General features: G+C 63.8%; 24 protein-coding genes. 6 read left to right on the forward strand and 18 right to left on the reverse strand.

Translation table 11 applies throughout. The features are described 5' to 3' along the window. Positions 1-57: 57 nt before the first annotated feature. The 6 genes from BUB39_RS24315 to BUB39_RS24340 all read right to left on the reverse strand — a co-directional run bounded on the left by BUB39_RS24315 (position 58) and on the right by BUB39_RS24340 (position 6,141). Positions 58-723 (reverse strand): flavin reductase family protein, encoded by a 666-nt coding sequence (locus BUB39_RS24315; protein WP_073058653.1) that lies wholly within the window; start codon positions 721-723, stop codon positions 58-60. A 117-nt stretch (positions 724-840) separates the two neighbouring features. Next, the gene (locus BUB39_RS24320; RefSeq protein WP_073058654.1) at positions 841-1,671 is read right to left on the reverse strand and encodes an ABC transporter permease; all 831 of its coding nucleotides are present in this window, start codon (positions 1,669-1,671) and stop codon (positions 841-843) included. Beyond that, the gene (locus tag BUB39_RS24325; protein ID WP_073058655.1) at positions 1,664-2,494 is read right to left on the reverse strand and encodes an ABC transporter permease; all 831 of its coding nucleotides are present in this window, start codon (positions 2,492-2,494) and stop codon (positions 1,664-1,666) included. Before BUB39_RS24325 ends, BUB39_RS24320 begins: the two co-directional genes overlap by 8 nt. Before the next feature lie 8 nt (positions 2,495-2,502). Then, the gene (locus BUB39_RS24330) at positions 2,503-3,552 is read right to left on the reverse strand and encodes an ABC transporter substrate-binding protein (protein ID WP_073058656.1); all 1,050 of its coding nucleotides are present in this window, start codon (positions 3,550-3,552) and stop codon (positions 2,503-2,505) included. A gap of 20 nt (positions 3,553-3,572) precedes the next feature. Next, on the reverse strand, positions 3,573-4,664 hold the full coding sequence (locus tag BUB39_RS24335) for an ABC transporter ATP-binding protein (protein ID WP_244540368.1): 1,092 nt from the start codon (positions 4,662-4,664) through the stop codon (positions 3,573-3,575). Positions 4,665-4,722: 58 nt separating this feature from the next. Continuing rightward, entirely contained in the window at positions 4,723-6,141 is a 1,419-nt protein-coding gene (locus BUB39_RS24340) for a M24 family metallopeptidase (protein WP_073058658.1), read from the reverse strand. A 298-nt stretch (positions 6,142-6,439) separates the two neighbouring features. On the opposite strand from BUB39_RS24340, the gene BUB39_RS24345 reads away from it, so the two are divergent. Continuing rightward, positions 6,440-7,201, forward strand: coding sequence for a GntR family transcriptional regulator (locus tag BUB39_RS24345; protein ID WP_073058659.1), 762 nt, complete (start codon positions 6,440-6,442; stop codon positions 7,199-7,201). Between the two features lie 39 nt (positions 7,202-7,240). Here the strand turns inward: BUB39_RS24345 and BUB39_RS24350 are convergent, their stop codons facing one another. From BUB39_RS24350 to BUB39_RS25605, 11 genes are all read right to left on the reverse strand, one after another. Next, on the reverse strand, positions 7,241-8,368 hold the full coding sequence (locus tag BUB39_RS24350; protein WP_073058660.1) for a sugar phosphate isomerase/epimerase family protein: 1,128 nt from the start codon (positions 8,366-8,368) through the stop codon (positions 7,241-7,243). Positions 8,369-8,477: 109 nt separating this feature from the next. Continuing rightward, the gene (locus BUB39_RS24355; RefSeq protein ID WP_073058661.1) at positions 8,478-9,272 is read right to left on the reverse strand and encodes an amino acid ABC transporter ATP-binding protein; all 795 of its coding nucleotides are present in this window, start codon (positions 9,270-9,272) and stop codon (positions 8,478-8,480) included. Next, positions 9,269-10,150 carry an amino acid ABC transporter permease gene (locus tag BUB39_RS24360; RefSeq protein WP_073058662.1) on the reverse strand — a complete coding sequence of 294 codons (882 nt, stop codon included), beginning with the start codon at positions 10,148-10,150 and terminating at the stop codon, positions 9,269-9,271. Before BUB39_RS24360 ends, BUB39_RS24355 begins: the two co-directional genes overlap by 4 nt. A gap of 28 nt (positions 10,151-10,178) precedes the next feature. Beyond that, positions 10,179-11,123: an ABC transporter substrate-binding protein gene (locus BUB39_RS24365; RefSeq protein WP_073058663.1), complete on the reverse strand. Its 945-nt coding sequence runs from the start codon at positions 11,121-11,123 to the stop codon at positions 10,179-10,181. Between the two features lie 551 nt (positions 11,124-11,674). Then, positions 11,675-12,268: an NAD(P)H-dependent oxidoreductase gene (locus BUB39_RS24370; RefSeq protein WP_073058664.1), complete on the reverse strand. Its 594-nt coding sequence runs from the start codon at positions 12,266-12,268 to the stop codon at positions 11,675-11,677. Further along, positions 12,265-12,732: a nuclear transport factor 2 family protein gene (locus BUB39_RS24375; RefSeq protein ID WP_244540369.1), complete on the reverse strand. Its 468-nt coding sequence runs from the start codon at positions 12,730-12,732 to the stop codon at positions 12,265-12,267. Before BUB39_RS24375 ends, BUB39_RS24370 begins: the two co-directional genes overlap by 4 nt. Further along, positions 12,729-13,556 carry an energy-coupling factor transporter transmembrane component T family protein gene (locus BUB39_RS24380; protein WP_073058665.1) on the reverse strand — a complete coding sequence of 276 codons (828 nt, stop codon included), beginning with the start codon at positions 13,554-13,556 and terminating at the stop codon, positions 12,729-12,731. The genes BUB39_RS24375 and BUB39_RS24380 overlap by 4 nt, the downstream gene beginning before the upstream one ends. Further along, positions 13,553-15,322 carry an ABC transporter ATP-binding protein gene (locus BUB39_RS24385; RefSeq protein ID WP_073058666.1) on the reverse strand — a complete coding sequence of 590 codons (1,770 nt, stop codon included), beginning with the start codon at positions 15,320-15,322 and terminating at the stop codon, positions 13,553-13,555. The genes BUB39_RS24380 and BUB39_RS24385 overlap by 4 nt, the downstream gene beginning before the upstream one ends. 2 nt (positions 15,323-15,324) lie before the next feature. After that, the gene (locus tag BUB39_RS24390; RefSeq protein WP_073058667.1) at positions 15,325-16,101 is read right to left on the reverse strand and encodes an ECF transporter S component; all 777 of its coding nucleotides are present in this window, start codon (positions 16,099-16,101) and stop codon (positions 15,325-15,327) included. A 109-nt stretch (positions 16,102-16,210) separates the two neighbouring features. Next, entirely contained in the window at positions 16,211-17,119 is a 909-nt protein-coding gene (locus BUB39_RS24395; RefSeq protein WP_084527959.1) for a LysR family transcriptional regulator, read from the reverse strand. 238 nt (positions 17,120-17,357) lie between these two features. Next, positions 17,358-17,522 (reverse strand): hypothetical protein, encoded by a 165-nt coding sequence (locus tag BUB39_RS25605; RefSeq protein ID WP_175561950.1) that lies wholly within the window; start codon positions 17,520-17,522, stop codon positions 17,358-17,360. Here BUB39_RS25605 and BUB39_RS24400 point away from each other — a divergent pair. The 4 genes from BUB39_RS24400 (at position 17,521) to BUB39_RS24415 (ending at position 20,126) form a co-directional block, all read left to right on the forward strand. Continuing rightward, positions 17,521-17,916 carry a (R)-mandelonitrile lyase gene (locus BUB39_RS24400; protein WP_073058668.1) on the forward strand — a complete coding sequence of 132 codons (396 nt, stop codon included), beginning with the start codon at positions 17,521-17,523 and terminating at the stop codon, positions 17,914-17,916. The genes BUB39_RS25605 and BUB39_RS24400 overlap by 2 nt on opposite strands. A gap of 197 nt (positions 17,917-18,113) precedes the next feature. Next, the gene (locus BUB39_RS24405) at positions 18,114-18,722 is read left to right on the forward strand and encodes a flavodoxin family protein (RefSeq protein WP_073058680.1); all 609 of its coding nucleotides are present in this window, start codon (positions 18,114-18,116) and stop codon (positions 18,720-18,722) included. A gap of 129 nt (positions 18,723-18,851) precedes the next feature. Further along, positions 18,852-19,055 carry a hypothetical protein gene (locus tag BUB39_RS24410; protein ID WP_073058669.1) on the forward strand — a complete coding sequence of 68 codons (204 nt, stop codon included), beginning with the start codon at positions 18,852-18,854 and terminating at the stop codon, positions 19,053-19,055. Between the two features lie 357 nt (positions 19,056-19,412). Then, complete coding sequence (locus tag BUB39_RS24415) at positions 19,413-20,126, forward strand: Crp/Fnr family transcriptional regulator (protein WP_073058670.1); 714 nt, start codon at positions 19,413-19,415, stop codon at positions 20,124-20,126. A gap of 47 nt (positions 20,127-20,173) precedes the next feature. On the opposite strand, the gene BUB39_RS24420 is transcribed toward BUB39_RS24415, so the two are convergent. Then, positions 20,174-20,488 carry a hypothetical protein gene (locus BUB39_RS24420; RefSeq protein WP_073058671.1) on the reverse strand — a complete coding sequence of 105 codons (315 nt, stop codon included), beginning with the start codon at positions 20,486-20,488 and terminating at the stop codon, positions 20,174-20,176. 181 nt (positions 20,489-20,669) lie between these two features. On the opposite strand from BUB39_RS24420, the gene BUB39_RS24425 reads away from it, so the two are divergent. Beyond that, positions 20,670-21,525: manganese catalase family protein (locus tag BUB39_RS24425; RefSeq protein ID WP_073058672.1), on the forward strand; the 856-nt coding region annotated here is incomplete at its 3' end.

Consider the following 21,525-nt stretch of genomic DNA (forward strand, 5'->3'; position numbering starts at 1 on the left):
TTCCAACATTTCCCAACTGTTCCCGAGTGAACCGTGAACCTCGCATCCTCCCATGCGCTAGTCCGCCGAGTCGACTAGCCCTCGGGCCAGCCAATCCGCCGGCGTCGCCGTCACCAGATCGAACTGGTCGCGCGTCCGCGCATAGGTGTGGCCGCCCATGCGCCCGACGGCGTCCATCTTCATCTGGTCGATGTGGTGGTTGGCCGGGTTGACGGCGTCGCTGCGCACATAGAGCCCGACAACTTCGCCGAGGATGATCTCGCGGGCCGGACCAAGCTCCAGCGTCATATACCGTCGGCACTCCAGCGCGGCGGGCGCCTCCAGGATGCGCGGGCTCCTGACGGCTTCGCCGGGAACTGTGTGCAGGCCGGCCTGGTCCAACTCGTTGACGTCAGGCCCGAACTTGATCGCGCAGATCTCCATCTGCTCGACCATGGCGTCGTCGCAGATATGGACCGTGAACTCGCCCGTCTCGCGGATGTTCTTCGCCGTGTCCTTGAAGCGCATGTCGGCATAGTTCTCGACGCCGATGGCGACGATCGACGGCTCGTGGGTCAGCACATTGAAGAAGCTGAACGGGCCGGCATTGGGCTGCCCTTCCCGGCTCATGGTCGTAACCAACGCGATCGGCCGCGGAATGACGGTGCCGATCAAGAGCTTGTACTTCTGTCGTTCCGTCAATTCCGCGAAGTCGAACCGCGTGTGTTGCTTGATCCCGCCCATCAGCGAGCCTCCCGGCCGGGCGACGGCTTCGAAGGCGCCATTGACGAGGATCGATGTGACGGGGCGATCAAGGGCGAGGTCCGCTTTCTGGTAGGGTGGTGGATGCGCGCACGAGCGTTAGGAACGCCCCTGATCGCGCAGGAACGGTGTCAGCCGCTGCACCGCGACGAGCACCAGCACGGTAATGGCGATGAGCACGCCCGAGATCGCGGCGATGCGCGGATCGAGGGAGTCCTGCAGCATGGCGAACATCTCGAGCGGCAGGATGGTCGTCCCCGCCGGCGCCAGGAAGAGCGGCAGCGACACGTTCTCGATCGACTGGATGAAGACGAGGAACATGCCGGCATAGATGCCGGGGGCCAGCAGCGGCAGTGTCACGCGGCGAAACGTCGACCACCGCGAAGCCCCAAGCAGCGATGACGCATCCTCGAGGCTGGGATCGAGTTGCTGGGCAATGCTTGAGGTCGCGCGGAACATCAAGGGGCCGAAGACGACGACATTGGCGAGGACAACCAGCCATATGGACGGGCTGATATGCATCAGGTTGGCGGCGATCAGGAGTGCCAGGCCGTAGACGAGGCTTGGCAGAACCATCGGCGCGAGGAAGAGCGGCTCCAGCGCATTCGCACGCCGTGCGCTGATCCGGGCCATCCCGAAGGCGGCAGGCACGGCGAAGACAAGCGACGCCAGCACTGCAAAGACTGCGATCTGCAGCGTGTTCCATGCCGCTTGCTGCACGATCTCCGACTGTACGGGGTCAAGCAGTGCCGCATACCACCGAAGCGACAGACCGGGCGGCGGGAATTTGAGCGTCTGTCCTGAGGTGAAGGACATGCTGAGCGAGATCAGCACCGGAACGACCATGAAGCCGAGGAAGAGCGCTCCGAGGCCATAGACGAACAGGCCATAGCTGATGCTCGACAGATGAGATGTCCAGCTTTTACGCATTTCCTATCAGCCTCGGGTGACGGGTCAGCATCGCCAGCGCCAGGATGACGCTGCCGGTGGAGATGATGAGGATGAAGGCGACGACCGATGCCGTCGGCCAGTCGAACAGGATGTTGACCTGCCGATAGAGGAACTGCGGCAGGTAGATCAGTCGTGCGCCGCCGATGGCCGCCTGCGTCACGAAGTTGGTGGCGGCGCTGGCAAAGGTCAGGATCCAGCCAGCGATGATCCCCGGAAGGGTCAGCGGCAGGACGATCGTGAACATGATCCGCCAGGGCCCGGCGCCGGCCATTTCTGCGGCCTCGACCAGGCGTCGGTCCATGCGTGACAGAACGGCGATCATCGGAAGCAGCAGCAGCGGAAGCTCGATCTGCGCCAGCGCGATTACAAGTCCGCCTTCGGTCAGCAGGAACGATCGGGGGCCGTCGATCAGGCCAAGCGCATCGGCGATCGCGACGAGCGGCCCGTTGCGGCCGAGCAGCACGATCCAGGCGAAGGTGCGCACGATATTGCTGGCCAGCATCGGTAAGAGCGCCAGCACCACGACCGTCTGCCGCAGCCGGCGACCCCCATGCCAGTAGAGCATGGCGATAGGCACGGCGAGGCATGTCGCGACGACGACGACCTTGAAGCCGAGCGTGACTGTGTCGACGATGATCCAGAGATTGAACGGATCCTCAAGGAAGGCAGCGTAGTTGCCGAAGAGGCCGGGGTTACCCCCGGCGCTCAGGCTGTAGAAGGCCAGCACCCCCATGGGCGCCACGAATCCGCCCAGCGAGAGGAGCAGCATCGGCAGCAGGAATGGGAAAGCTGGATTCTTCATGGGAGCGATCAGCCCTTGACCACGCGGTCGAACTGCTTGGTCCACTCGGCGCGGTGCTGCGCAACGGTGCCCCAGTCGAGATAGACCAGCTTCGACATAGTCTCGGGCGTCAGATAGGCCGCGAGGCCCGGCGCCAGCTTCACATCGGAATTCGTCGGGATGTATTCCGTTGGCGGCATCTGCAGGACGTTCTGCGCATCCGCCGAGATCGCCGCGTCCATGTATTCGTGGACGGCGTCGGGGTTCGTGGCGCCCTTCGTCATGACGATGACGACCGGAACCGCCGGCGAGCCGGTGTCCGGGCTTGTAAATTCAGCCTTGGCCCCGAGCGCCTTCAGCTGCGCCACATTGTTGGTGCTGGCCATGAAGACGCCGATCTCGCCCTGCTGCAGCATCGTCATCTGGTGGCTGGTGGTGTCGACGATCGGGCCGAGGAAGTCCTTCTTGTCCTTGAACAGCTTGAAGACGGCGTCCATGTCGTAGGGACCGCTGCCATAGACCTTGGCGATCTCGCTGTAGAACTCGATGGCGGTGTTGGAATCGAAGCCGGTCCACGAGACTTTGCCGGCAAAAGCCGGGTTCTCGAACAGGTCCTTGTAGCTGGTCGGCTTCGGAACGACGTCCGGATTATAGGCGAAGCCGTCGACTTCGAGAGTGACAGTCGGGCCATACTTGCCCTGGCTCGCCGGCGCCAGCTTGCTCCAGTTCGAGATCTTGCTCGGATCGACCTCGGCGAGCAGGTCGTTCTTGACGGCAATGTCGATATCGCCGGGAGAAAGCAGCAGCGCGTCATAGGGCGGCGGCGCGGAGCCCTGCTTCGCGGCAAGGACCTTGGCGATCTGGGCCGTCGTCAGCGCCGGTGCGATGGTCAGCGTCGTGCCCTTGGCGGCGAGCATGGGAACGATGACCTTGCGGTAGGCCTGTTCCCAGGCATTCGGGAAGGTCGCCACGGTCACAGATCCTGCAGCCAGTCCGGGCCGGCTCAACATCGGCATGGAAAGGCCTGCTGCGGCGAGGCCCAGGCCGAACTGACGACGATTCATCTTGAAATCAGGCATCTTTTCTCTCTCGTTTGAGGTTAGAGGGCCTCGCCGGCCGGAAAGACGTGGAGGTTCACGACATCCAGCGCGATGAAGAGGGGGGCAGAGCTTTCGAGCGGCGATCTGCGGAGATCGCGCGGCTCGGTGAGCTTGATTTCGGTGCCGTCGGCCAGAGCGATGCTGCGGATCACATCTGGACCCAGCGGCGTGCTGACAAGAAGCCTGCCGGCTAGCGTAAAGTCCGATGGCCTGTCGACAATCGAGAGTCGCTCGGGCCGCACCGTCAGGACAACAGGCGAGCCCGGAGCAAAGCGCAGCTCGCGCGGCAATCGCAATGTCTCGCCGGTCGAAACCTTCAATGTCGATCCGGCGGCAGAAGCGGATTCGACCACAGCACGGATCTTGCCGGCATAGCCGACGAAGCTGTTGACGAAGAGACTGGCGGGGTGATCGTAGATTTCCGCCGGAGTTCCCGTCTGCTCGATGTGTCCCCGGTTCATCACGACGAGTTGGCTGGCCAGCGCCTGCGCCTCTTCCTGATCGTGCGTCACGATGACGGTGGTGATGCCGAGCGTCTGCTGCAGGCGCACAAGTTCGATCTGGAGATCGAGGCGAAGTGCGCGGTCGAGCGCCGCGAAGGGTTCGTCGAGCAGGAGCAGCGCAGGATCGACGGCAAGCGCGCGCGCCACGGCGACGCGCTGCTGCTGTCCGCCCGACAGCTGGCGCGGCAAGCGACGCTCCAGGCCGCCGAGTTGCACGGTGGCGAGCAGTTCCTCGACGCGGGCCTGCCGGCGCTTGCGATCCCAGCCGCGGAACGAGAGCGGATAGGCGATGTTCTCCGCAACGGTCATGTGCGGGAAGAGCGCGTAGTTCTGGAACACCATGCCGATGCCGCGCTCGCGGCCGGGCAAGGGGGAAATGTCCCTGCCGCCGAGCGAGATCACGCCCGGCTTTGCCGGCAACAGACCGGCGATGGCGCGCAGCACCGTCGACTTGCCGCAACCGCTCGGGCCCAGCAAGGCGGCGATCTCCCCGGCTGCCACATGGAACGACACGCCCTCGACGGCGGGCTGCCCGGCATAGGTGTGCGACAGTCCATTGACGGTCAGGGCCTGCGAATGCGTCTGCATAGGGCGCTCCATGGTCGCATGCCGTCGGGACATGCCGGATCAGGTCGATGATGTGTCGTCAGCTCGGGACGCGGTGCGTTTCGAGCGGCGTGTGCCGCGAGAGATTCTCAAAGCCGTCTTCGGTCACGACGTAGAGGTCGCCGACATTGCAGCCGGCGGCGAGCGGCTCCAGCCACTGGGTGTGCAGCACGAAAACCATGCCGGTTTCGAGCCGGTCTTCGTTGTGCGAGGCGAAGTTGAAGCTGTTCTGCCCGCCAGCCATGCCGACCGAATGGCCGAGATTGGGGTTATGGGGCCCATGCGTCGCCGGATAGACATGCATGAGTCTGCGGCCTTGCGCCTCCCAATCGGCATCGGGGACGTAGCGTTGCGGCACCAAGCGCGGGCCGCCGTCCGGCGCGGGCTCCCAATTGTACGGCATGGTCCGCGTCTCGGGCGAGGTGAGCAGCCCCGCAGCGATCATCGGCTCGAAAGCGGCGTTGTTGATGTCGCGCATCAGCACGCCGGGCCGGATGAGCCGTTCGGCCCGCTTCACGCCTTCGGTGCATGCGGCAAGGACCAGCTCCTGCCGCGCCGTGATCTCTCCGACGGCGATCATCCGGGCGGTCTGCGCCGTATAGCCGTGATAGGTGACGTTCGAGATGTAGAGATTGACGAGGTCACCGGCGCGGACGACATGGCCATAAGGCTTGCCGCAATGCGTGCCGTACTGGTTGATCCCGATCTGGTAGCCGTCGCCGGTCTCGCCGCCACGCGCCATCTGGGCAAAGGTGAAGGCGGCGAATATCTCGTAGTCGGTCACGCCAGGACGGGTGACATGATAGGCGGCCTGCGTGCCGATCGAGTTCAGCTGCGCCGCGGCGCGCGTCTGCGCGATTTCCGCCGGGCTGCGAACCCTTTGCATGCGGTCAATGATGGCGTTCTCGCCGACGAACTTCGCCTGCGGCAGCAGCGTGTCGAGGACGGCGTTGAATTCGGCCGCCGTGCGGTCACCGAGACGGCCGATCTGGCCCCGCGAGAGGCCGAGATCGCTAAGGATCTTCGCGCAGGCCTCGGCGGTCTTCGCCACCGATGAACCGGGCCGATCGGCATATTCGCGGCCGATGGCGCCGATCTGCCAGATCGTATCAACGCCGACTGGCTCCCCACCGGGAGGCAGGATGACCGACTGCGTGAAGAAGGAGAGAAGGACCATCTCCTTGTCGCTGTCGCTCGGAATGATCAGGACGCCTTCGCGCATCCAGTCGCAGACATAGCGAAGATAGAGGTTGGAAGCGTGGAACCAGCCGGCCGAGCCGGTATGAATGACGAGCGCGTCATGACCAGCGACCACTGCCTCACGGCGAATGCGGCGCACGCGCTCGGCGAATTCGGCCTCGGGCACCGGCGGCGCGGCCACGAACTCGAAATCGGGCTCGAAATTGGCGAGAGCGGCTTCGATGCCGGGGCGGCCGTCAAGGTTCTTCTGCGGTGACATTCTGCGTCCATCCAACTCTGTCGAACATGCCAGCGGGCCTCACGAAGGACTGGCCTCCGGCAAGCCGCGACCTGAGGCCGCGGCCGATCACTGCAGCAAGGACAGCAAGCGCTGTGCCATGCCGAAAAAATGACTGGGTGAACTGGAGCTAGAATGCTGATATAATTGGCGAACAAATTTTGTAAGCACTATGATTGCATGAACATTCGCATGCAGTTTCGCGATTTCTTTCGCAGGAAATGATGCACAAAGCGCATTCAGATGCGCTATTACTAGTCACGCGCCTTTGGAGACTCGCATGCTGAAATCGACCCCGCGCCCTCGCGCCAAGCCGCTGCCAAAGCCCCAACGCGAAGCCGAGAGCGAGAACGCGGAGGGCGCCGACGACATCACGGACAAGATCTGCGCGACGCTTGCAGGGGCCGTTGCAGAGCGGGCGCTGAAGCCCGGAACGAAGATCCTTGAGGACGCGATCGCCGATCATTTCGGCGTCAGCCGGACGGTCGTCCGCGGAGCGCTCGGCATCCTGCAGCGCGACCACCTGCTGGAGCGCAAACGCAATCGCGGGACCTTCGTGGCGGAGCCGTCTGTTGCCGAGGCGAAGGACCTGTTCGAGACGCGGCGTGCCTTGGAGCGGGTGATCCTGGAGCGCGTCATCCAGCGCGCGACGGCTGCCGACTTCGACAGGCTGGATGTAATCGTCGATGACGAACAGCGTGTGCATGACGCCACGGACGAGGCGGCCAAGAAGGGCCTCTCCGGCCAGTTCCACATCGAACTGGCACGCCTCGGCGGCAACGAGGTGATGACCGAACTGCTCGGCAAGGTCGTTGCCCGCATTTCGCTGGTGATGGCGCTTTACGAGGAGGAGCCGCATGACGATTGCGGCACCAACCATCATCGCGAGATCATCGCCGATCTGCGCCGTCACGATCTTGCCGCCGCGCAAGAGCGAATGGACGAGCATCTCGCCGATATCGAAAGCCGCGTGCGCCTTACCCAGGCGCAGGGTGACCGTCACGCCTTCGTCTCGGTCCTGAAGGCTTTTTCTTCGCCCTGACGCCAGCCGCTTCGCGCGGCCGGCGAGAGGTTCAGTCGATCAAGCGGCCCTTGCGAGCGGCGGGGCGTCGAGAGGCAGGGCCAGTTCGGCGGCAATCGCGGTCAGGTGCTCGACGCAGGCCCTGATGAAGACGAGCGCTTCGGCATAGCCGTAGGACTGGTTCACGTAGGTCGGCCAGCCGTAATTGGTGCGCTCATAGGTTTCCCAGTCGGCAACCTCGCCTGCCGCGATCCGCTTCTCGTAGTCGCCGATCAGCGCTTCATAGGCGGCGCGCTCTTCTCGGGTGAGATCTGGATGAGCGGCCAGCCAGATCGGATCGTCGATCTCGATCCGTTGACGCGGCACGGCGGCGCGGCGCTTGTCGGCCGTCGATTGCGCCGGCTCGATCGTCAGGTTCATCGCCGGATTGACGGCGGCGATGATAGGGAGGATAGCGCGGAAATCGACGATCCCGTTACCGCAGGGACGGGTCTGGAAGTCCAGCCCCCCTGGCGCGTGGGCGACATAGGCATCCTTGATATGGGTCTGCCGGATATAGGGCGCGACGCGACGAGCGGCCCACACGGGGTGCTCGCCGCGCTGCAGGACATTGGCGGTGTCGAGGACGATGCCGATCGCGTCCGGCCCGACATTCTCGACCAGGCGCACGAGTTCGAAGCTCGTCACCTCGTCATGGGTTTCCAGATTGATGTGGATGCCGAGATCCCGCGCGATCGGGGCGAGAATGCGGAGCAGACGCTCGCTCGCCAGCAGCTGTTCGGGCCAGGTCACGTCGGTCCGGAAACGATCATTGGCGAGGCGTCCTGAATATTGCGGCTTGAAGTTGCTCAGCGACGCCCAGAGCTCCTGGCAGCCAATCTCCGCCGAGGCTTCCATCATGCGCCGCAGGCCGGCCACGATATCGCCATCGCCGATCGCACGCAGTTCCGGCGCCTCGGCGCTGCAATAGGGATTGAGCTTGCCGAGGCCGGCCTCAAGATACATCCCGAGTTCATCGGCTCGGCTGCGGATCGCCTTCAAGGCGCCCGAGTCGAGCGTCGGGCTCATGTCGAGCACGGAGCTGAAGGAGATACCGGCCATGCCATAGCTTCGCGCGTGGTCGAGACTGGCGAGCGGGCCGCGGCGCGTAGCCTCCGGCATTTTGAGGCCTTCGATACCGATTCTCATGCTTATTCTCTGACGTTAGGGCGAGACGGCCCGGCGGCGGGGCAGAGCCCGTTCCGGGTGCGTCCGTCGCGGTTGGAACCAAGGGACGCTGACGAGCGAGGCGACCGGGTTAGTCCGGCGGATGGGAGGCAAGACGAACGCGCGACAGGAAAGCGGCCGTGCGCGGATGCGAGGGTTCCCGGATCATCCGATCGGGCGGTCCGCATTCGACAATCTGCCCGCCATCCATGAAGGCGAGCGTATCGGCGACGTCGCGCGCGAAACCGATCTCATGGGTGACGACCACCATGGTGCGCCCTTCCCTCGCAAGGTCCTTCATCACCGAAAGCACCTCGCCCACAAGCTCCGGATCGAGCGCCGATGTCGGTTCATCGAACAGCATCAGTTTCGGCGCCATCGCCAGGGCGCGGGCAATAGCAACCCGCTGTTGCTGGCCACCCGAAAGTTCGGATGGGTAGTGATCAGCTCGGTCTGCGAGGCCGACCCGGGCGAGCAGCACGCGCGCGGTCTCGATCGCCTCGGCCCGCTTCATTCGGCCCAGCATCACCGGCGCACGCGTTACATTCTCGAGGGCAGTCAGATGCGGGAACAGGTTGAAGCGCTGGAAGACCATGCCGATCTCTGCGCGGCGCGCGGCAAGTTCGCGCTCGCCCACTTCGAAAAGCGAGCCATCGCGCTCCTCGTAGCCGACATAGCGCCCGTCCACGAGCAGCCTGCCGCTATCGATCGTTTCGAGATGATTGATGCAGCGCAGGAAGGTCGATTTGCCGGAACCAGACGCGCCGATAAGGCAGAAAACCTCGCCCCGCGACACCATCGCATCGACGCCCTTCAATACCTCCGTATCGCCGAAGCGCTTGCGCACGCCTTCCGCCCGGACCATGAGATCGACGGTCGCAGTCATGGCCGTGAATCCTCCGCGGCCACAGCGGCATTCGCCCGAGCGGCGTTGCGGCGGCCATAGCCCCGCGCGAAGGCGCGTTCCAGATAATGCTGCCCGACGGTGGCGATAGTGGTGACCGCCAGGTACCAGATCGACGCGACGATCAGCAGTTCGATCACCAGAAAGTTGCGCGCATAGATATGCTGCGCGCGGGTCAGGAGATCCTCCATGCCGATCACCGACACGATGGCGCTCGCCTTCAGCATGCCGATCGCCTGATTGCCGGTCGGAGGGATGATGACCCGTATCGCCTGTGGCAGCACGATCCCCCGCAGAGCCTGCCCGCGGGTCATGCCGAGCGCGCGGCAGGCATCGTGCTGACCGCTATCGACTGAGAGAAGCCCGGCCCGGATCACTTCGGACATGTTGGCCGCCTCGTGCAAACCGAGCGCGAGCAGTCCCGCCACCGCCGGCGTGACGATCGCATTGACCGAAATGTCGATGCCGCCAAGCTTCAGATCAGGGACGAAGAGCGCGATATTGAACCAGAAGAAGATCTGCACGATCAGCGGCACGCCGCGGAAGCACCAGACAAAGCCGGCCGCCATCGTTTGGAGGACGATATTGCCGCTGATCGCCATCGCCGAGAGCACTGCGCCGAGCGCGATGCCGATCAACATGGCAGCGACCGTCAGCTGAAGGGTGAGCAGAAGCCCGCCCAGGATCGACGGATCGATCATGAAGGCCGGGATGGCGCTCCATTCGACCGCCTGACTTTTGCCGACCACGGCCGCGATAAATGCCAGCGCCGCTATGGCGCCGAACCCTGTTGCGAACTGGCCGATGGGGAAGCGCCGCCTGACCACTGGAAAGGCATATGCCGCTTCGAGACCAGTCATTACTTGAGCTTCCGTCATCGGCGTGCCCTCACTCGACAGGCAGGCTGGCTGCGTCGTTGAACTTGGCCGACGTCACGGCCAGAGGCTCGAGGCCCCAGCGCTTCATGATCGCCACATAGGCGCCGCTGTCGATGAGTTGCTGCAAGGCGGCAACTACGGCATCGCGCAGTTCGGGATTGTCCTTTGCCGTCAGCATGCCGAGATAGCCGGCGGCCAGGCGGACGTCGCGCAGGGCCTCAAGGCCGGTGCCATTGCCGGTCTGATGCTCGGTCGTATAGACGCTGGTGGCATAGCCGTTGACGGTTGCGTCGGCACGACCCGTGCGTACGGCCTGCAGCACGTCGGGCATTTTGGGAATGGTCATGACGTTGATCGGCGTGGCGCACTTGGCCGAGGCCGCCTCGACGAGCTTCTCCTGGAAGGTGCCGACCGGGACGGCGACGGTCTTGCCGCAGAGATCCGCCATCGACTTGACGCCCTTCGGATTGCCCTTCTGGGTCATGATCGTCGTGGCGTCATACATGTAGTCGATGACGTCGACCTGCTTCTCCAATTCGGGATCGTCATTGATGCCCGAGATGGAGATGTCGAAGCGCTTAGCCTTGATCGACGGCACGATGGCCGAGCCCATGCCGACATCCGTCATCTCGACCTTCAGGCCGAAGATCACGCCGAAGGCGGCAGCGAGATCCGCATCGATGCCGATCAGTTCATTGGTTTCGGAATGAAAACTGATCGGCGGCGTCAGATCGGTCGCGATCCTGAGTACGCCGCGATCCTTGACAGAGGCCGGCAGCTTGGCAGCGAGAGCCGCGTTGTATGCAACGCCCGGTAGGGCCGCCACTTCGCTCGCGGGCTTCATTTCCAATGCTGCCGATTCCGCAGCCGATACAGGCGCCGCCACCCAGACCGTAGATGCGAGGAGTGCTGCCCCAAGCGCGAGACGCGTCGACGATATGATGGATCCGCTCATCTGTTTCCCATCCGCTGAGATGTATGGGCGACCCGGACCATCCCTGGCGCCTCTGCTCCTCAATGCAGACAGCGTGCCAAGCGCGATCGATCGGTCGATCGTGTAGTGTAAATAACTGTTTTTACTTATCTAATCTAACAGCATACATATGCGCATGATGTTTCGCATGTTAGTGCATCTATACGTTCGCATGATTATAAAGGCAGCAAACACTGCCGTATTCATAGGCTTAAGCCCAATCGGGTCGCATGGTGCTGCAAAAGCTGGGGGGTCACATAAAGGATGGACCGCAAGGCCAACGCGGGCCATTGGCTTGGGCTCTCCGTCTACGGCGGCTGGCGGCTTGATCATCCCGGTCGCACAGATGCAGTCGACGGACGACAAGTCGGTTATTGCATTGCGGGTGATCTGCTGAGGTCGAAGCTTGGGTTAGCAGGCAACCTCAAAATCGCATGATGAGATGCGGAAGCGGCGCGCAAAGACATTGGAACGCAGACCTTCCCAACGTCAGCAGCGGATCAATTGCCAAGTCTGTCAGATCCATCACCCGGTCAGGGCTTGATGCCAAGTACCGAACTCCGAATCCGCGCGAGATGGCGCCGGCGGGCCTCGTCGCTGGCGCTGTCCATCTTGTAGAGCGCCATGAACCCTGTTCGACACCGCACATGGCAGACCGAGCGGAACCCGCGCAGAAGCGTCCGCCGCCCCGGCTGTCCCATGACCCAGCTCACCAGCGGGGTCGCCCCGCAGGTCGTAAAGACCATAAGACGCCGAATATTGGTGAGATTTGGCCGCGAGCCTCGATGGCGAGTCGGCATCTTGAATGCGAAGCCTGGCACCATAACCCGCTCCAGCCAGCCTTTCAGCATGGCTGGAAGGCCATACCACCAGGTCGGATAGATGAAGATGACCATCTGCGCCCAACGCAGATGGCGCGCATGATCCTCGAACGGAGCGAGATTGGTCGCCTCGTCGTGATAGCCGCGACGCTCCTCGGCGCTCATCACCGGATCGAAGCGCTCGCCATAAAGATCGATGACAGCAGAGGCATGGCCCGCCTCGCCGAGGGCGGCGACCACAGTGTCGCGCACGGCGGCGGTATAGCTGTCGCTGCAGGGATGACAATAGACGACGAGAACGTTCACGGGGCCGTCCCGCGGCTGGCAGAATCCTCCGTATCGACTTCGGCGCGTCCGCTGGCGTCGTCTTTGGCGTGGTAGTCCTCCACCGCCGCCGCGGTGTCGAAATATTCGCGCCATTCGAGAATCTTGCCATCTGCAAGGTCGACAATGATGGCGTCCGGCGTCGCGCTGCGCGCGCCGTCACGGCGGCGCGAGACCGTCCACAGCCATTCAAAGGCAAGCTTCTTGCCGTCGGCCGACGCGAAGGCGTTGGTAATGGTCACCTCGAGGTCGACGAAATCGGCATGGAAGCGGCGGATGGTCTCGGCGAGGGCGGCAAAAGGCACACGGTTGCCCGGAGCGGTGAGCACTCCGTCCGGATGCCAGTCTTTGCTCGCGAGCGTGAAGTCGCCCGTCTTCCAGGCGTCCGCCTGACGCTCAAGCATTGTCAAAAGCGCGGCCTCGTCAGCGAAACCATCCTCGATCAAAGAACCGATCCTCCGATACCGAAAGCGATCCGCGCGATGATCGCGCCGACCCAGAAAAGAAGGCCGACGCCGATCATCAGGCGCTCGGCGAGCGTGAGCCTCTCGCGCCCAGGATGCAGCTGCGTCCGGTCCGGCGAGCCGGTGAAGGCACGGGCCTGCAGCGCGATTTCCATCGACTGCGCCTTGGTCAGGCAGCCGGTGATCAGCGGAACCAGCATGCGCCCCATGGCGACGAGCTTGCGCACCATTCCGAAACTGTCGAGATCGATACCGCGGAGCCGCTGCGCGTCCTTGATCGCCTGGAATTCCTCCAGGAGCAGCGGCACGAAGCGAAACGTCGTCGAGAACAGCAGCGCGACGCGATAAGGCACGCGCAGCCGGGTGAGCCCGAGCACGATATCGTTGGCGTCCGTCGTCATGAAAACGAGCTGGAAGGCAAGCAGCGGCACGAGGATGCGGCAGGAGACGACGAGGCCGAAGAGCAGCCCCTCGACCGTGAAGACATGTGCCCCGCCGAGAAGCGGCCATCCAGCCGGAAGCGTGAAGACCGGGTGGACGCCGAACGGGCTCCACAAGCCCTGGATCACCACGATGAGCACCAGCGCCGGCAGCGTGATGCGAACAAGCCGCCAAAGCGTCGCGAGCGGCGTTCCCGCAGCGAGCATCAGCCCGACGACGAAGGCCAGCAGCAGCCCTTGGGCGATGAGATTGTTCCAGACGAAGATAAGCGTGCTGGCGAGCAGCAGCAGCACCAGCTTGACGCGGAAATCGATGCCCGCGAACCGCCCCGCAGGCAACTGGACGAGGGTATCCGTCGCGGTCATGGAGCGGCTCCCGATCGAGGATCGACCAGCGCGGCCAGGGATGCTGGCGACAGCGGACGCCGCCCTGCCGCCGCGAGGCTGCCGACGCTGGCCGCGAAGCTGACGGTCTGTGGGGGCGCGAGTGATGCAGCCTCGAGCGCCGGCCCCGCATAGAGAACGTCGACCAGCGGCCCGTCGAGCACGACGCGCCCTTGCGCCATCACGACGAGGCGCTCGGCATAGCCGGCCAACAGATAGAGGTGATGAGTTACCAGAAGCACTGTCTTGCCGCGCGCGTTCAGGGAACGACAGATATCGAGGATGGCGAGCGCGCCGGCCCAGTCCTGACCGGTCGTCGGCTCGTCGAAGATCAGCATATCCGGCCCTGGGGCCAGCGTCGCAGCGATCGCGAGGCGGAGCCGATCGCCGCGGCTCAGCGACGCGGGATGGCGGTCCGCGAGATCGACGAGCCGCATCGCGTCGAGCGCATAGTCGACCGCCGCGTCGACTTCACCCTTAGGGCGCTTCATCAGCTTCAAAGCGAATGCGACTTCCTCGCGGACGCTGTCGCAGAAAAGCTGCTGATGGGCGTTCTGCGAGACATAGCCGATGCGGCGGGCAAGATCGCTGATCTTGAATCCCGCGACATCGGCGCCGTCGACCCGCACCGTCCCGGCAGACGGCGCGAGCAAGTGCAGGAAATGCCGGATAAGCGTGGACTTGCCGCAGCCATTGCGGCCGCCGAGCGCCACGAATTCGCCGCGCCGGATCGAAAGGTCGACGCCGCGCAGTGCGGCTGTCCCGTCGGGATAGACATGTGAAACGCCGACCGCCTCCAGCACAGGCGCCCCGCCTCTTGGCAGAATTACCGGCTGCTCCGTTTCAGTGGCGGCAAAGGCTTCGCCGAAAGGGGCGAAGGCGAGCGGCGCTTCGGCCAGAGTGACAGGCGCGAGCGGCGGCGTGCCGGGGACGAGCTGCGCCGCGACGGCTGCAAAAGCCTGGGCGATGTCGGGCGGCCGGACGTCATGACGCTGCAGCAACGCGACGTCGCCGAGAACCTCCCGCGGACTTCCGTCCCGGACGATGCGGCCGCCGGAGAGCAACAGGATGCGGCTCGCCACCGCCGCCAGTTCTTCGCTGGCATGGCTCGCGACGATGATGGTGATGCCGCGTTCGCGGTTGAGGTGCGAAAGAAGCGCGAACACCTCGCTCGTCCCGATCGGGTCGAGCTGCGAGGTCGGCTCGTCGAGCACGATCAGGTCGGGCGAGAGGGCGAGCGCCGAGGCAATGGCGAGGCGCTGCTTCTGTCCGCCGGAGAGGCGGGCCGGATGCTTGCGTTCGAGTCCGGCGAGCCCGACGGCCCGCAAAGCCTCGGCGACTCGCACCTGCATATCCGCAGTCGGCACTTTGAGGTTCTCGAGCGCAAAGGCGACTTCCCCCTCGACGGTGGTCGCGGTGATCTGCGTTTCCGGATCCTCGAACACCATGCCGACCGTGGCGGCGAGCCGGCTGGTGGCTGTCTCCAGCGTATCGTGTCCGCCGATCGTCACAGTGCCGAAGAAGGACCCGCCGAAGAATTGCGGCACGATGCCGTTGAGCGTGAGGCAAAGGGTCGATTTTCCGGCGCCGGTAGCCCCGACAATGCCGACGAACGCGCCGCGCGCGATCGTCAGATCGAGCCCGTCCAGCGCCCTGCGGTCGCCACCCGGATAAGCGTATCCGACCTGCTCGAAGGTGACGAGCGACGGGTGCCGCTCGTCCCTTGGTTCGATCCCGCCGAACGTCATGCTCAGTAGCCAGCCATCGTCGCCTTGGCGAGCGGCGAACGGCGCAGCGCGCTGACCACGCCAACCCCGATGAGGGCGCCGATCGCGCTGAAGGCGAGGCGCTCGACCGCGATGATCGGGATCAGCACCGGCCAGACTTCGGCCGGCCAGGGATTGGTGGCGAAGGATGGCACCCAGTTGAGCTGGATGCCGGCCGTCGACCCGAAGAAGAACACGATGAAGAAGCCGATATAGGTCTTGAGGCCGACACCGCCTGTGCGGATCCGCGCGATGCTCCAATTCCGAATCTGCGGAATGGCGATCAGGATGAGCGCGACATCGATGGTGATGACGTTGCTGAGCCACAGCGGGAAGCTGATGCCAAAGGACAGCGCCTGCCAGAGATAGATGAGGTTGGCAGCCAGCGTGATGATCCACGGCACGAACCACAGCGACCGGTTCGGCTGCATGACCATGCCGACGGCGAAGGCGCTCATGGCGCCCATCAGCGGCGCCCAGGGTCCGAGATTGGTGTAGGGAGCTATGACGCCGCCGATCAAGATGCCGATGGCCGAGGCGATCGGTCCGGCGATCGGCCCGAGCAGCAGGCCGAGCAGAGGATGAATGACATCGTGCAGCGGCCAGCCACCGCCCATGCCGCCAACGACGATCGACGCCGGGACGAAGGCGAGGATCGCGACGAGTGCCGCCATGAAGGCCGTGTATGACACCGGCGCCCCGCCGATCGATACGCCGCCCGATACCTTGATGACCCTTGGTTGCTGTGTCTCGAAAGTCATGTCCGCACCCCTGCTTCCCCGCCGCGGCTTATTGCCGTCAAGGGAATGGTGCGCAGTTTCGGCTATTCTCAAAGCATCGTTTGGAGCGCGGCCCTGGACCGAAAAGGCATCAGCCGCTGCCTCGACGCTGTTCCAGCAGTGTCGAGAGCCGTTCGACGATCAATCCCGGCAGAGGATCCAGCGTGCCGCGCGTGCGATGGACGACGGAGATGGTCTGCGTCTTGCCCTTGAGTTCGACGATCGGCACGAAAACAAGCGCACCCGTTCGCAGCCCATCGTCGATATCGAGCTCGTTCAGAAGCGCGACGCCCTTATTGGACAGGGCAAACTGTCGGAGGAACTCAAAGGAATCGGATTCCACAACCGGGTCGATCTTGATGTCGTTGCGCAGGCACGCGTCGTCGAACTGGTCGCGGATCAACACGCCGACATGCGGGGCGATCAGCGGATAATCCTGCAGCGCGTTCACGCGCAACGCGGGCTCGCGCGCCAGCGGATGATCTGGGACCATCACGGCGCCATAGCGCGTCTTCAGCGAGGCGGCGCGGGTGACGCCGCCGAAATCCGGCAGGTCAAAAGCGAAGCCGAGATCGAAATCACCGGCCGCGACGACGCCCATGATGTCGTCGGCATCCATCACGCTGACGAAAAGGCGCGTGAAGGGCCGCTCGGCTCGCAACTCCATCAGCGCCTTGGCGAGCAGGTCGCAGGCTAGTCCGCCGACCGTCGCGATCGAGGCGGCTGGAAAATGGTAGTCCCGCAGCCGGTCGATGCGCTCAGAACTCAGCTGGTATTCCTTCAAAGTCTTGCGGACATGCGCGATCATGATCTCGCCGGCCGCGGTCAGCCGAAGTCCATGCGACAGGCGTTCGAATAGCGGCGTGCCGAGCTCGTCCTCAAAAGCGATGATCTGTCGGTTGACCGCCGACGACGCGACATTGAGCTTGGCTGCGGCCTTGCGGATCGAGCCGCAGCGGGCGACCTCGTCCAGATAGCGCAGCATGCGCGCATGCAGCATCGGGCGTTCTCCTCAGGGACAAAAGGCGTATCGATGGCTTGCGGAGCTTGAAGCCGCCGCCCCGAATCCGCCAGTGGCTTTCGGTCAAGGCGGCCGCTCCCTGGGCGAGCGCGAGGCGATGGCGACGATCTGCTGCTGCTCGACCACACGATCAGCGATTGGTCCAGCAAGGATTGCCACCCGCCGGGCGGGCCCGCTGAAGATCGCAGTGGGCCCTTCGACAACCCGACGACCTCTCCTATTTCATCTCGTAGGCAATCTTGCGATGCTCGGCGCCGCCGATCGCCATCCCGGATCGATCAGGTTCGGCCGCTTCGACCAAGGCCTCGAGACGCTCCATGCGCGCGGCGGAGATCGCCTGCGCATCCAGACCATCTGATTTCCAGCAAAGGAGGCCACTCATGGACATCATCCGCGCAGGTGCACGGCCCTCAGGCAAAGGCCCTGAAGCCTGGTTCACCGGCACCGTCCGGATCGATCCACTGTTCAACAGTTTCGATCCCGCGCGCGTCCAAGGCGCTCAGGTGACGTTCGAACCGGGGGCGCGAACCGCCTGGCACACCCATCCGCTCGGTCAGACGCTCGTCGTCACCTCGGGCCTTGGCCGCGTTCAGCGCGAGGGCGGGCCGGTCGAGGAAATCCGCCCGGGCGATGTTATCTGGTTCGCACCCGGCGAACGGCACTGGCATGGCGCGTCGCCGAACACCGCGATGACGCACATCGCCATCCAGGAGGTCAAGGACGGCAAGGCCGTCGATTGGGCCGAACATGTCTCCGACGCCGACTACAGCGTGTAGCCCTCCCAGCCACGAAAAAACGCGCGGCGGCACTGCTCCATTTTGATTGGTGAGTCGGAGATAGGATCGTGGCTGCTCCGTCGGCGCGGGCGCTGGTAAGGCTTTGGCTGCCGGTCCGGAACCCGCCCCTTCGGGCGACGTTGCAGAGCCATCCCGCATCGGCAAACCGGATCGGTGCAAGCTCGAATTGGATCATCATGGCACCGTCGCTCACGCTACTCGCACTCAATTGCACGCTCAAAGCTGAGGGCGCCTCCTCCACCGATCGCCTGCTGAAGCTGGTGATCGACGCGTTCGGAAAAGATGTGAAGGCGGACGTCGTTCGCGTGGCAGGGCTGGACATCAAGCCCGGCGTTTCGTCCGATGAAGGCGATGGCGACGAGTGGCCGGAATTGCGGGCCAAGATCATCGCGGCGGATGTGCTGCTCATCGGCACGCCGATCTGGCTCGGCCAGCCATCCAGTATATCCAAGCGAGTCCTGGAACGCATGGATGCGTTTCTTGACGAAGCCGACGAGCAGGGACGCACGCCTGCCTATGGCAAAGTTGCCGCCGTCGCGGTTGTCGGCAATGAAGACGGCGCCCATCATGTGTCGGCAGAACTGTTCCAGGCGCTCGCCGATGTCGGATTCACGATTCCCGCTGGCGGCCCGACCTATTGGGTCGGCGAAGCAATGGGCGATGTCGACTTCAAGGACCTGAAGAAGACGCCCGAGATGGTGGACGCCGCTAACAAGATGGTCGCCCGCAACACCGTCCATCTTGCACGCCTCCTCAAGGCGTCGCCCTATCCCGGCTATAAATAGCCGCCCCAGAATCCGCCGCCGGGCAGTTCGCAAGCCATATGAAGAATACGTCCGAGCATCGGCATCGTCTTGGGAACACCTGTTTTAGCGACAGTCTGCGCCGTCTTGAGGGTTCGCCGAGCGCCTGCCATGATCGGCCGCTGCCACGTCGCTCCGAGCAGTTCGGAGCTCCTCGATCTCATCCCGCAGATCCTGGATGGTCCGGGCCGCCTCGGCACAGAGGACGGTTATCGCGTCGGCACTGAGCTGATCGGCGGTGAGCGCAGCCTCCGTCAATCTGATGACGATATCGCCGAATGCCGTTTCCATGCGTTCTCCTTGGCAGCGGCCTAGATCGGAAAGAAGAGCCCGGTCCGGCCGTGACCAATGGCCGGATCGTATCCCTCGCCCGTCCGCAGGACGCAGCCACCTTGCTGATTGTGTTGTGATGGACGTTCCATGTTGCGAATTGCAAACCACACATGATTGGGCAATGAGGCCGCGCATGAAACAGGATGGTCCATCGCCACATGAAGGATGCGGCTGGCATTCGCGGTCCTGCAAAAAGCGCGGAGTGGCTCTCCGTGGCCATGATAAATCGGGGCGCGGCTGCCGGGGCGATTTGTACGATACCGGACCGTTCCAGGCATTTTGATCCGGCTATGCTAGGGGACGTCGCGGCAGTCGCGCCGCCGCAAAAAGGGGGTCGCCATGTCGATCCGGAAGAAGGATATCAAGAACCAGCTGCTGGCCTGCATGGGAACGCATGATTTCGACGCGTTGGCCCCGCACCTCGATCCTGTCGATCTGCCCCGAAGCTTTGTCATCTCCCATCCCGACACGGTCATCGAGCACTACTACTTCATCGAAGCCGGCCTCGGCTCGATCGTCTGTGTCTCGCAAGACGGCTTCAGGGCAGAGGTCGGAATGGTCGGAAAGGATGGGGTCATTCCCGTGGCGGCGATATTCGACCGCGATTCGTCCGCCCACCAAATCGTCATGCAGGTCGGCGGGCACGGCCATCGGATCGACAGCGCGGTTTTCAAGGAGATCATGGGCGGCAGCGAGACGATGCGCCGACTGCTCCTGCGCTTTGCCTCGAACCTCTCGACCCAGGCATCCTACACCGCGCTTTCCAACGCCGTGCATCACGTCGAAGAGCGCCTCGCAAGGTGGCTGCTGATGTGCCACGACCGCATCGGCGACGAGAAGCTGAAGCTCACCCACGAATATCTGGCGGTCCTCCTGGCCGTGAGGAGACCCAGCGTCACCACGGCCCTCCACATCCTGGAGGGCAATCGCTTCATCTATGCGACGCGGGGACTGATCACCATCCGGGATCGCGAAGGATTGCAGCGCTTCGCGGCCGATGCCTACGGGGTGCCGGAGGCCGAATATCGGGCCCTATTTGGCCCGCTTCCGTGAAGGTGGGCCCGTTCCTGATGGAACGGACCCGCCGATGTCGGCAAATATTACTTGTCGTTCTTGTGGCTCTGCCGGCCGGCTTCGGCATGCTGCTCCGGCGTACCGCCGCGCGTCGAACCGCCCTGCTGGGCGCTGCTGCCGCCCTTGTCGTCGCTCTTGCGGCTCTGGCGACCCGTCTCGGCATGCTGCTCGGGCGTAGCGCCGCGCGTGGAACCGCCCTGCTGTGCGCCTGACGACCGGCTGTCGCTCTTGCTGCTGCCACTCTTGGTGTCGTCGTTTTTGTGGCTCTGCCGGCCGGCGTCGGCATGTTGCTCGGGAGTGCCACCGCGGGTCGAGCCGCCCTGATTGTTCTGGCTTGCCATCTTAGGAGTCTCCTCGTTGCGCCCGGATCATTGTCCGAGCGAGGGGCAATGACCCACCGCCGCCAGCTGTTCCGGCTCTGTCCGATAGCGGACAGTTGCCAGAGCCCCCCGAAACATCGGAACTGTTTACGCCACCGCAGATTGAACCGTAACGATCCCAAATATTTCCGGAGGTAGTTCCATGTTCCTGAGGGTGAACAAGCTGCAGGTTGACCTGCCTGCGCCCAAGAGACCAGATCCAAATGCAGCTGCAGCTTTGCAGGAACTGCTGGGTGGCAAGTATGGCGAGATGTCGACGCTCGGGAATTACATGTTCCAGAGCTTCAACTTCCGCAGCAAGGACAAGTTGAAGCCGTTTTATTCGCTCGTCGCGAGTATCACGGCCGAAGAGCTCGGCCATGTCGAACTGGTCAGCAACGGCGTCGCGATGCTGAACAACGGGCCCGACAATGACGGTGACGAGGCGGACGGCGGCGACATCTCCGGCGCGCCCTACGAAGACATGAAGGACATCCGCCTCGCCGCGGCCTTCCTCTCGAATGGCGGCGGAGCAACCCCCGTCAACAGCAATGGCGCCAGCTGGAACAACGACTTCATCACGACCACCGGAAATGTGATCGTCGATCTCCTCCACAATTTCCATCTCGAATGCGGCGCACGCCTTCACAAGCTTCGCGTCTATGAGACACTGACGGATCCCACCGGCCGCGAGGTCTGCGGCTATCTCCTCGTCCGCGGATCGGTGCATGCGCATGCCTATGCGCTGGCGCTGAAGAAGGTCACCGGCGTCGATATCGAGAAGATGCTGCCGACGCCGAATATCAATCTGTCCAACATTCCCGAGTGCCAGAAATATCTGGCCGAGGGGTCGCATCGCCGGCTGTACACCTTCAGCCCCGATGACTACCGCGATATGGCAGGCATCTGGGAAGGCGAGCAGGCGCTGCCGGGCGATCCGCCGGGCGAACTCGAGATCGTCGAGGGCATGCCGGAAGGCGGCAAGATCCACCAGCTGACCGGCGTCCCGTCGGCCTTCA

It is taken from the genome of Kaistia soli DSM 19436 (assembly GCF_900129325.1).
GTDB lineage: Bacteria > Pseudomonadota > Alphaproteobacteria > Rhizobiales > Kaistiaceae > Kaistia > Kaistia soli.

Excerpts from the sequence above, each read along its gene's own strand:
- BUB39_RS24320 (WP_073058654.1), bottom strand. The coding sequence starts at position 1,671 with ATGCGTAAAAGCTGGACATCTCATCTGTCGAGCATCAGCTATGGCCTG.
- BUB39_RS24360 (WP_073058662.1), bottom strand. The coding sequence starts at position 10,150 with ATGACTGGTCTCGAAGCGGCATATGCCTTTCCAGTGGTCAGGCGGCGC.
- BUB39_RS24395 (WP_084527959.1), bottom strand. The coding sequence starts at position 17,119 with ATGCTGCATGCGCGCATGCTGCGCTATCTGGACGAGGTCGCCCGCTGC.
- BUB39_RS24315 (WP_073058653.1), bottom strand. The coding sequence starts at position 723 with ATGGGCGGGATCAAGCAACACACGCGGTTCGACTTCGCGGAATTGACG.
- BUB39_RS24325 (WP_073058655.1), bottom strand. The coding sequence starts at position 2,494 with ATGAAGAATCCAGCTTTCCCATTCCTGCTGCCGATGCTGCTCCTCTCG.
- BUB39_RS24400 (WP_073058668.1), top strand. The coding sequence starts at position 17,521 with ATGGACATCATCCGCGCAGGTGCACGGCCCTCAGGCAAAGGCCCTGAA.
- BUB39_RS24335 (WP_244540368.1), bottom strand. The coding sequence starts at position 4,664 with ATGCAGACGCATTCGCAGGCCCTGACCGTCAATGGACTGTCGCACACC.
- BUB39_RS24420 (WP_073058671.1), bottom strand. The coding sequence starts at position 20,488 with ATGGCAAGCCAGAACAATCAGGGCGGCTCGACCCGCGGTGGCACTCCC.
- BUB39_RS24415 (WP_073058670.1), top strand. The coding sequence starts at position 19,413 with ATGTCGATCCGGAAGAAGGATATCAAGAACCAGCTGCTGGCCTGCATG.
- BUB39_RS24390 (WP_073058667.1), bottom strand. The coding sequence starts at position 16,101 with ATGACTTTCGAGACACAGCAACCAAGGGTCATCAAGGTATCGGGCGGC.
- BUB39_RS24340 (WP_073058658.1), bottom strand. The coding sequence starts at position 6,141 with ATGTCACCGCAGAAGAACCTTGACGGCCGCCCCGGCATCGAAGCCGCT.
- BUB39_RS24350 (WP_073058660.1), bottom strand. The coding sequence starts at position 8,368 with ATGAGAATCGGTATCGAAGGCCTCAAAATGCCGGAGGCTACGCGCCGC.
- BUB39_RS25605 (WP_175561950.1), bottom strand. The coding sequence starts at position 17,522 with ATGAGTGGCCTCCTTTGCTGGAAATCAGATGGTCTGGATGCGCAGGCG.
- BUB39_RS24405 (WP_073058680.1), top strand. The coding sequence starts at position 18,114 with ATGGCACCGTCGCTCACGCTACTCGCACTCAATTGCACGCTCAAAGCT.
- BUB39_RS24330 (WP_073058656.1), bottom strand. The coding sequence starts at position 3,552 with ATGCCTGATTTCAAGATGAATCGTCGTCAGTTCGGCCTGGGCCTCGCC.
- BUB39_RS24410 (WP_073058669.1), top strand. The coding sequence starts at position 18,852 with ATGATCGGCCGCTGCCACGTCGCTCCGAGCAGTTCGGAGCTCCTCGAT.
- BUB39_RS24345 (WP_073058659.1), top strand. The coding sequence starts at position 6,440 with ATGCTGAAATCGACCCCGCGCCCTCGCGCCAAGCCGCTGCCAAAGCCC.
- BUB39_RS24380 (WP_073058665.1), bottom strand. The coding sequence starts at position 13,556 with ATGACCGCGACGGATACCCTCGTCCAGTTGCCTGCGGGGCGGTTCGCG.
- BUB39_RS24385 (WP_073058666.1), bottom strand. The coding sequence starts at position 15,322 with ATGACGTTCGGCGGGATCGAACCAAGGGACGAGCGGCACCCGTCGCTC.
- BUB39_RS24355 (WP_073058661.1), bottom strand. The coding sequence starts at position 9,272 with ATGACTGCGACCGTCGATCTCATGGTCCGGGCGGAAGGCGTGCGCAAG.
- BUB39_RS24365 (WP_073058663.1), bottom strand. The coding sequence starts at position 11,123 with ATGAGCGGATCCATCATATCGTCGACGCGTCTCGCGCTTGGGGCAGCA.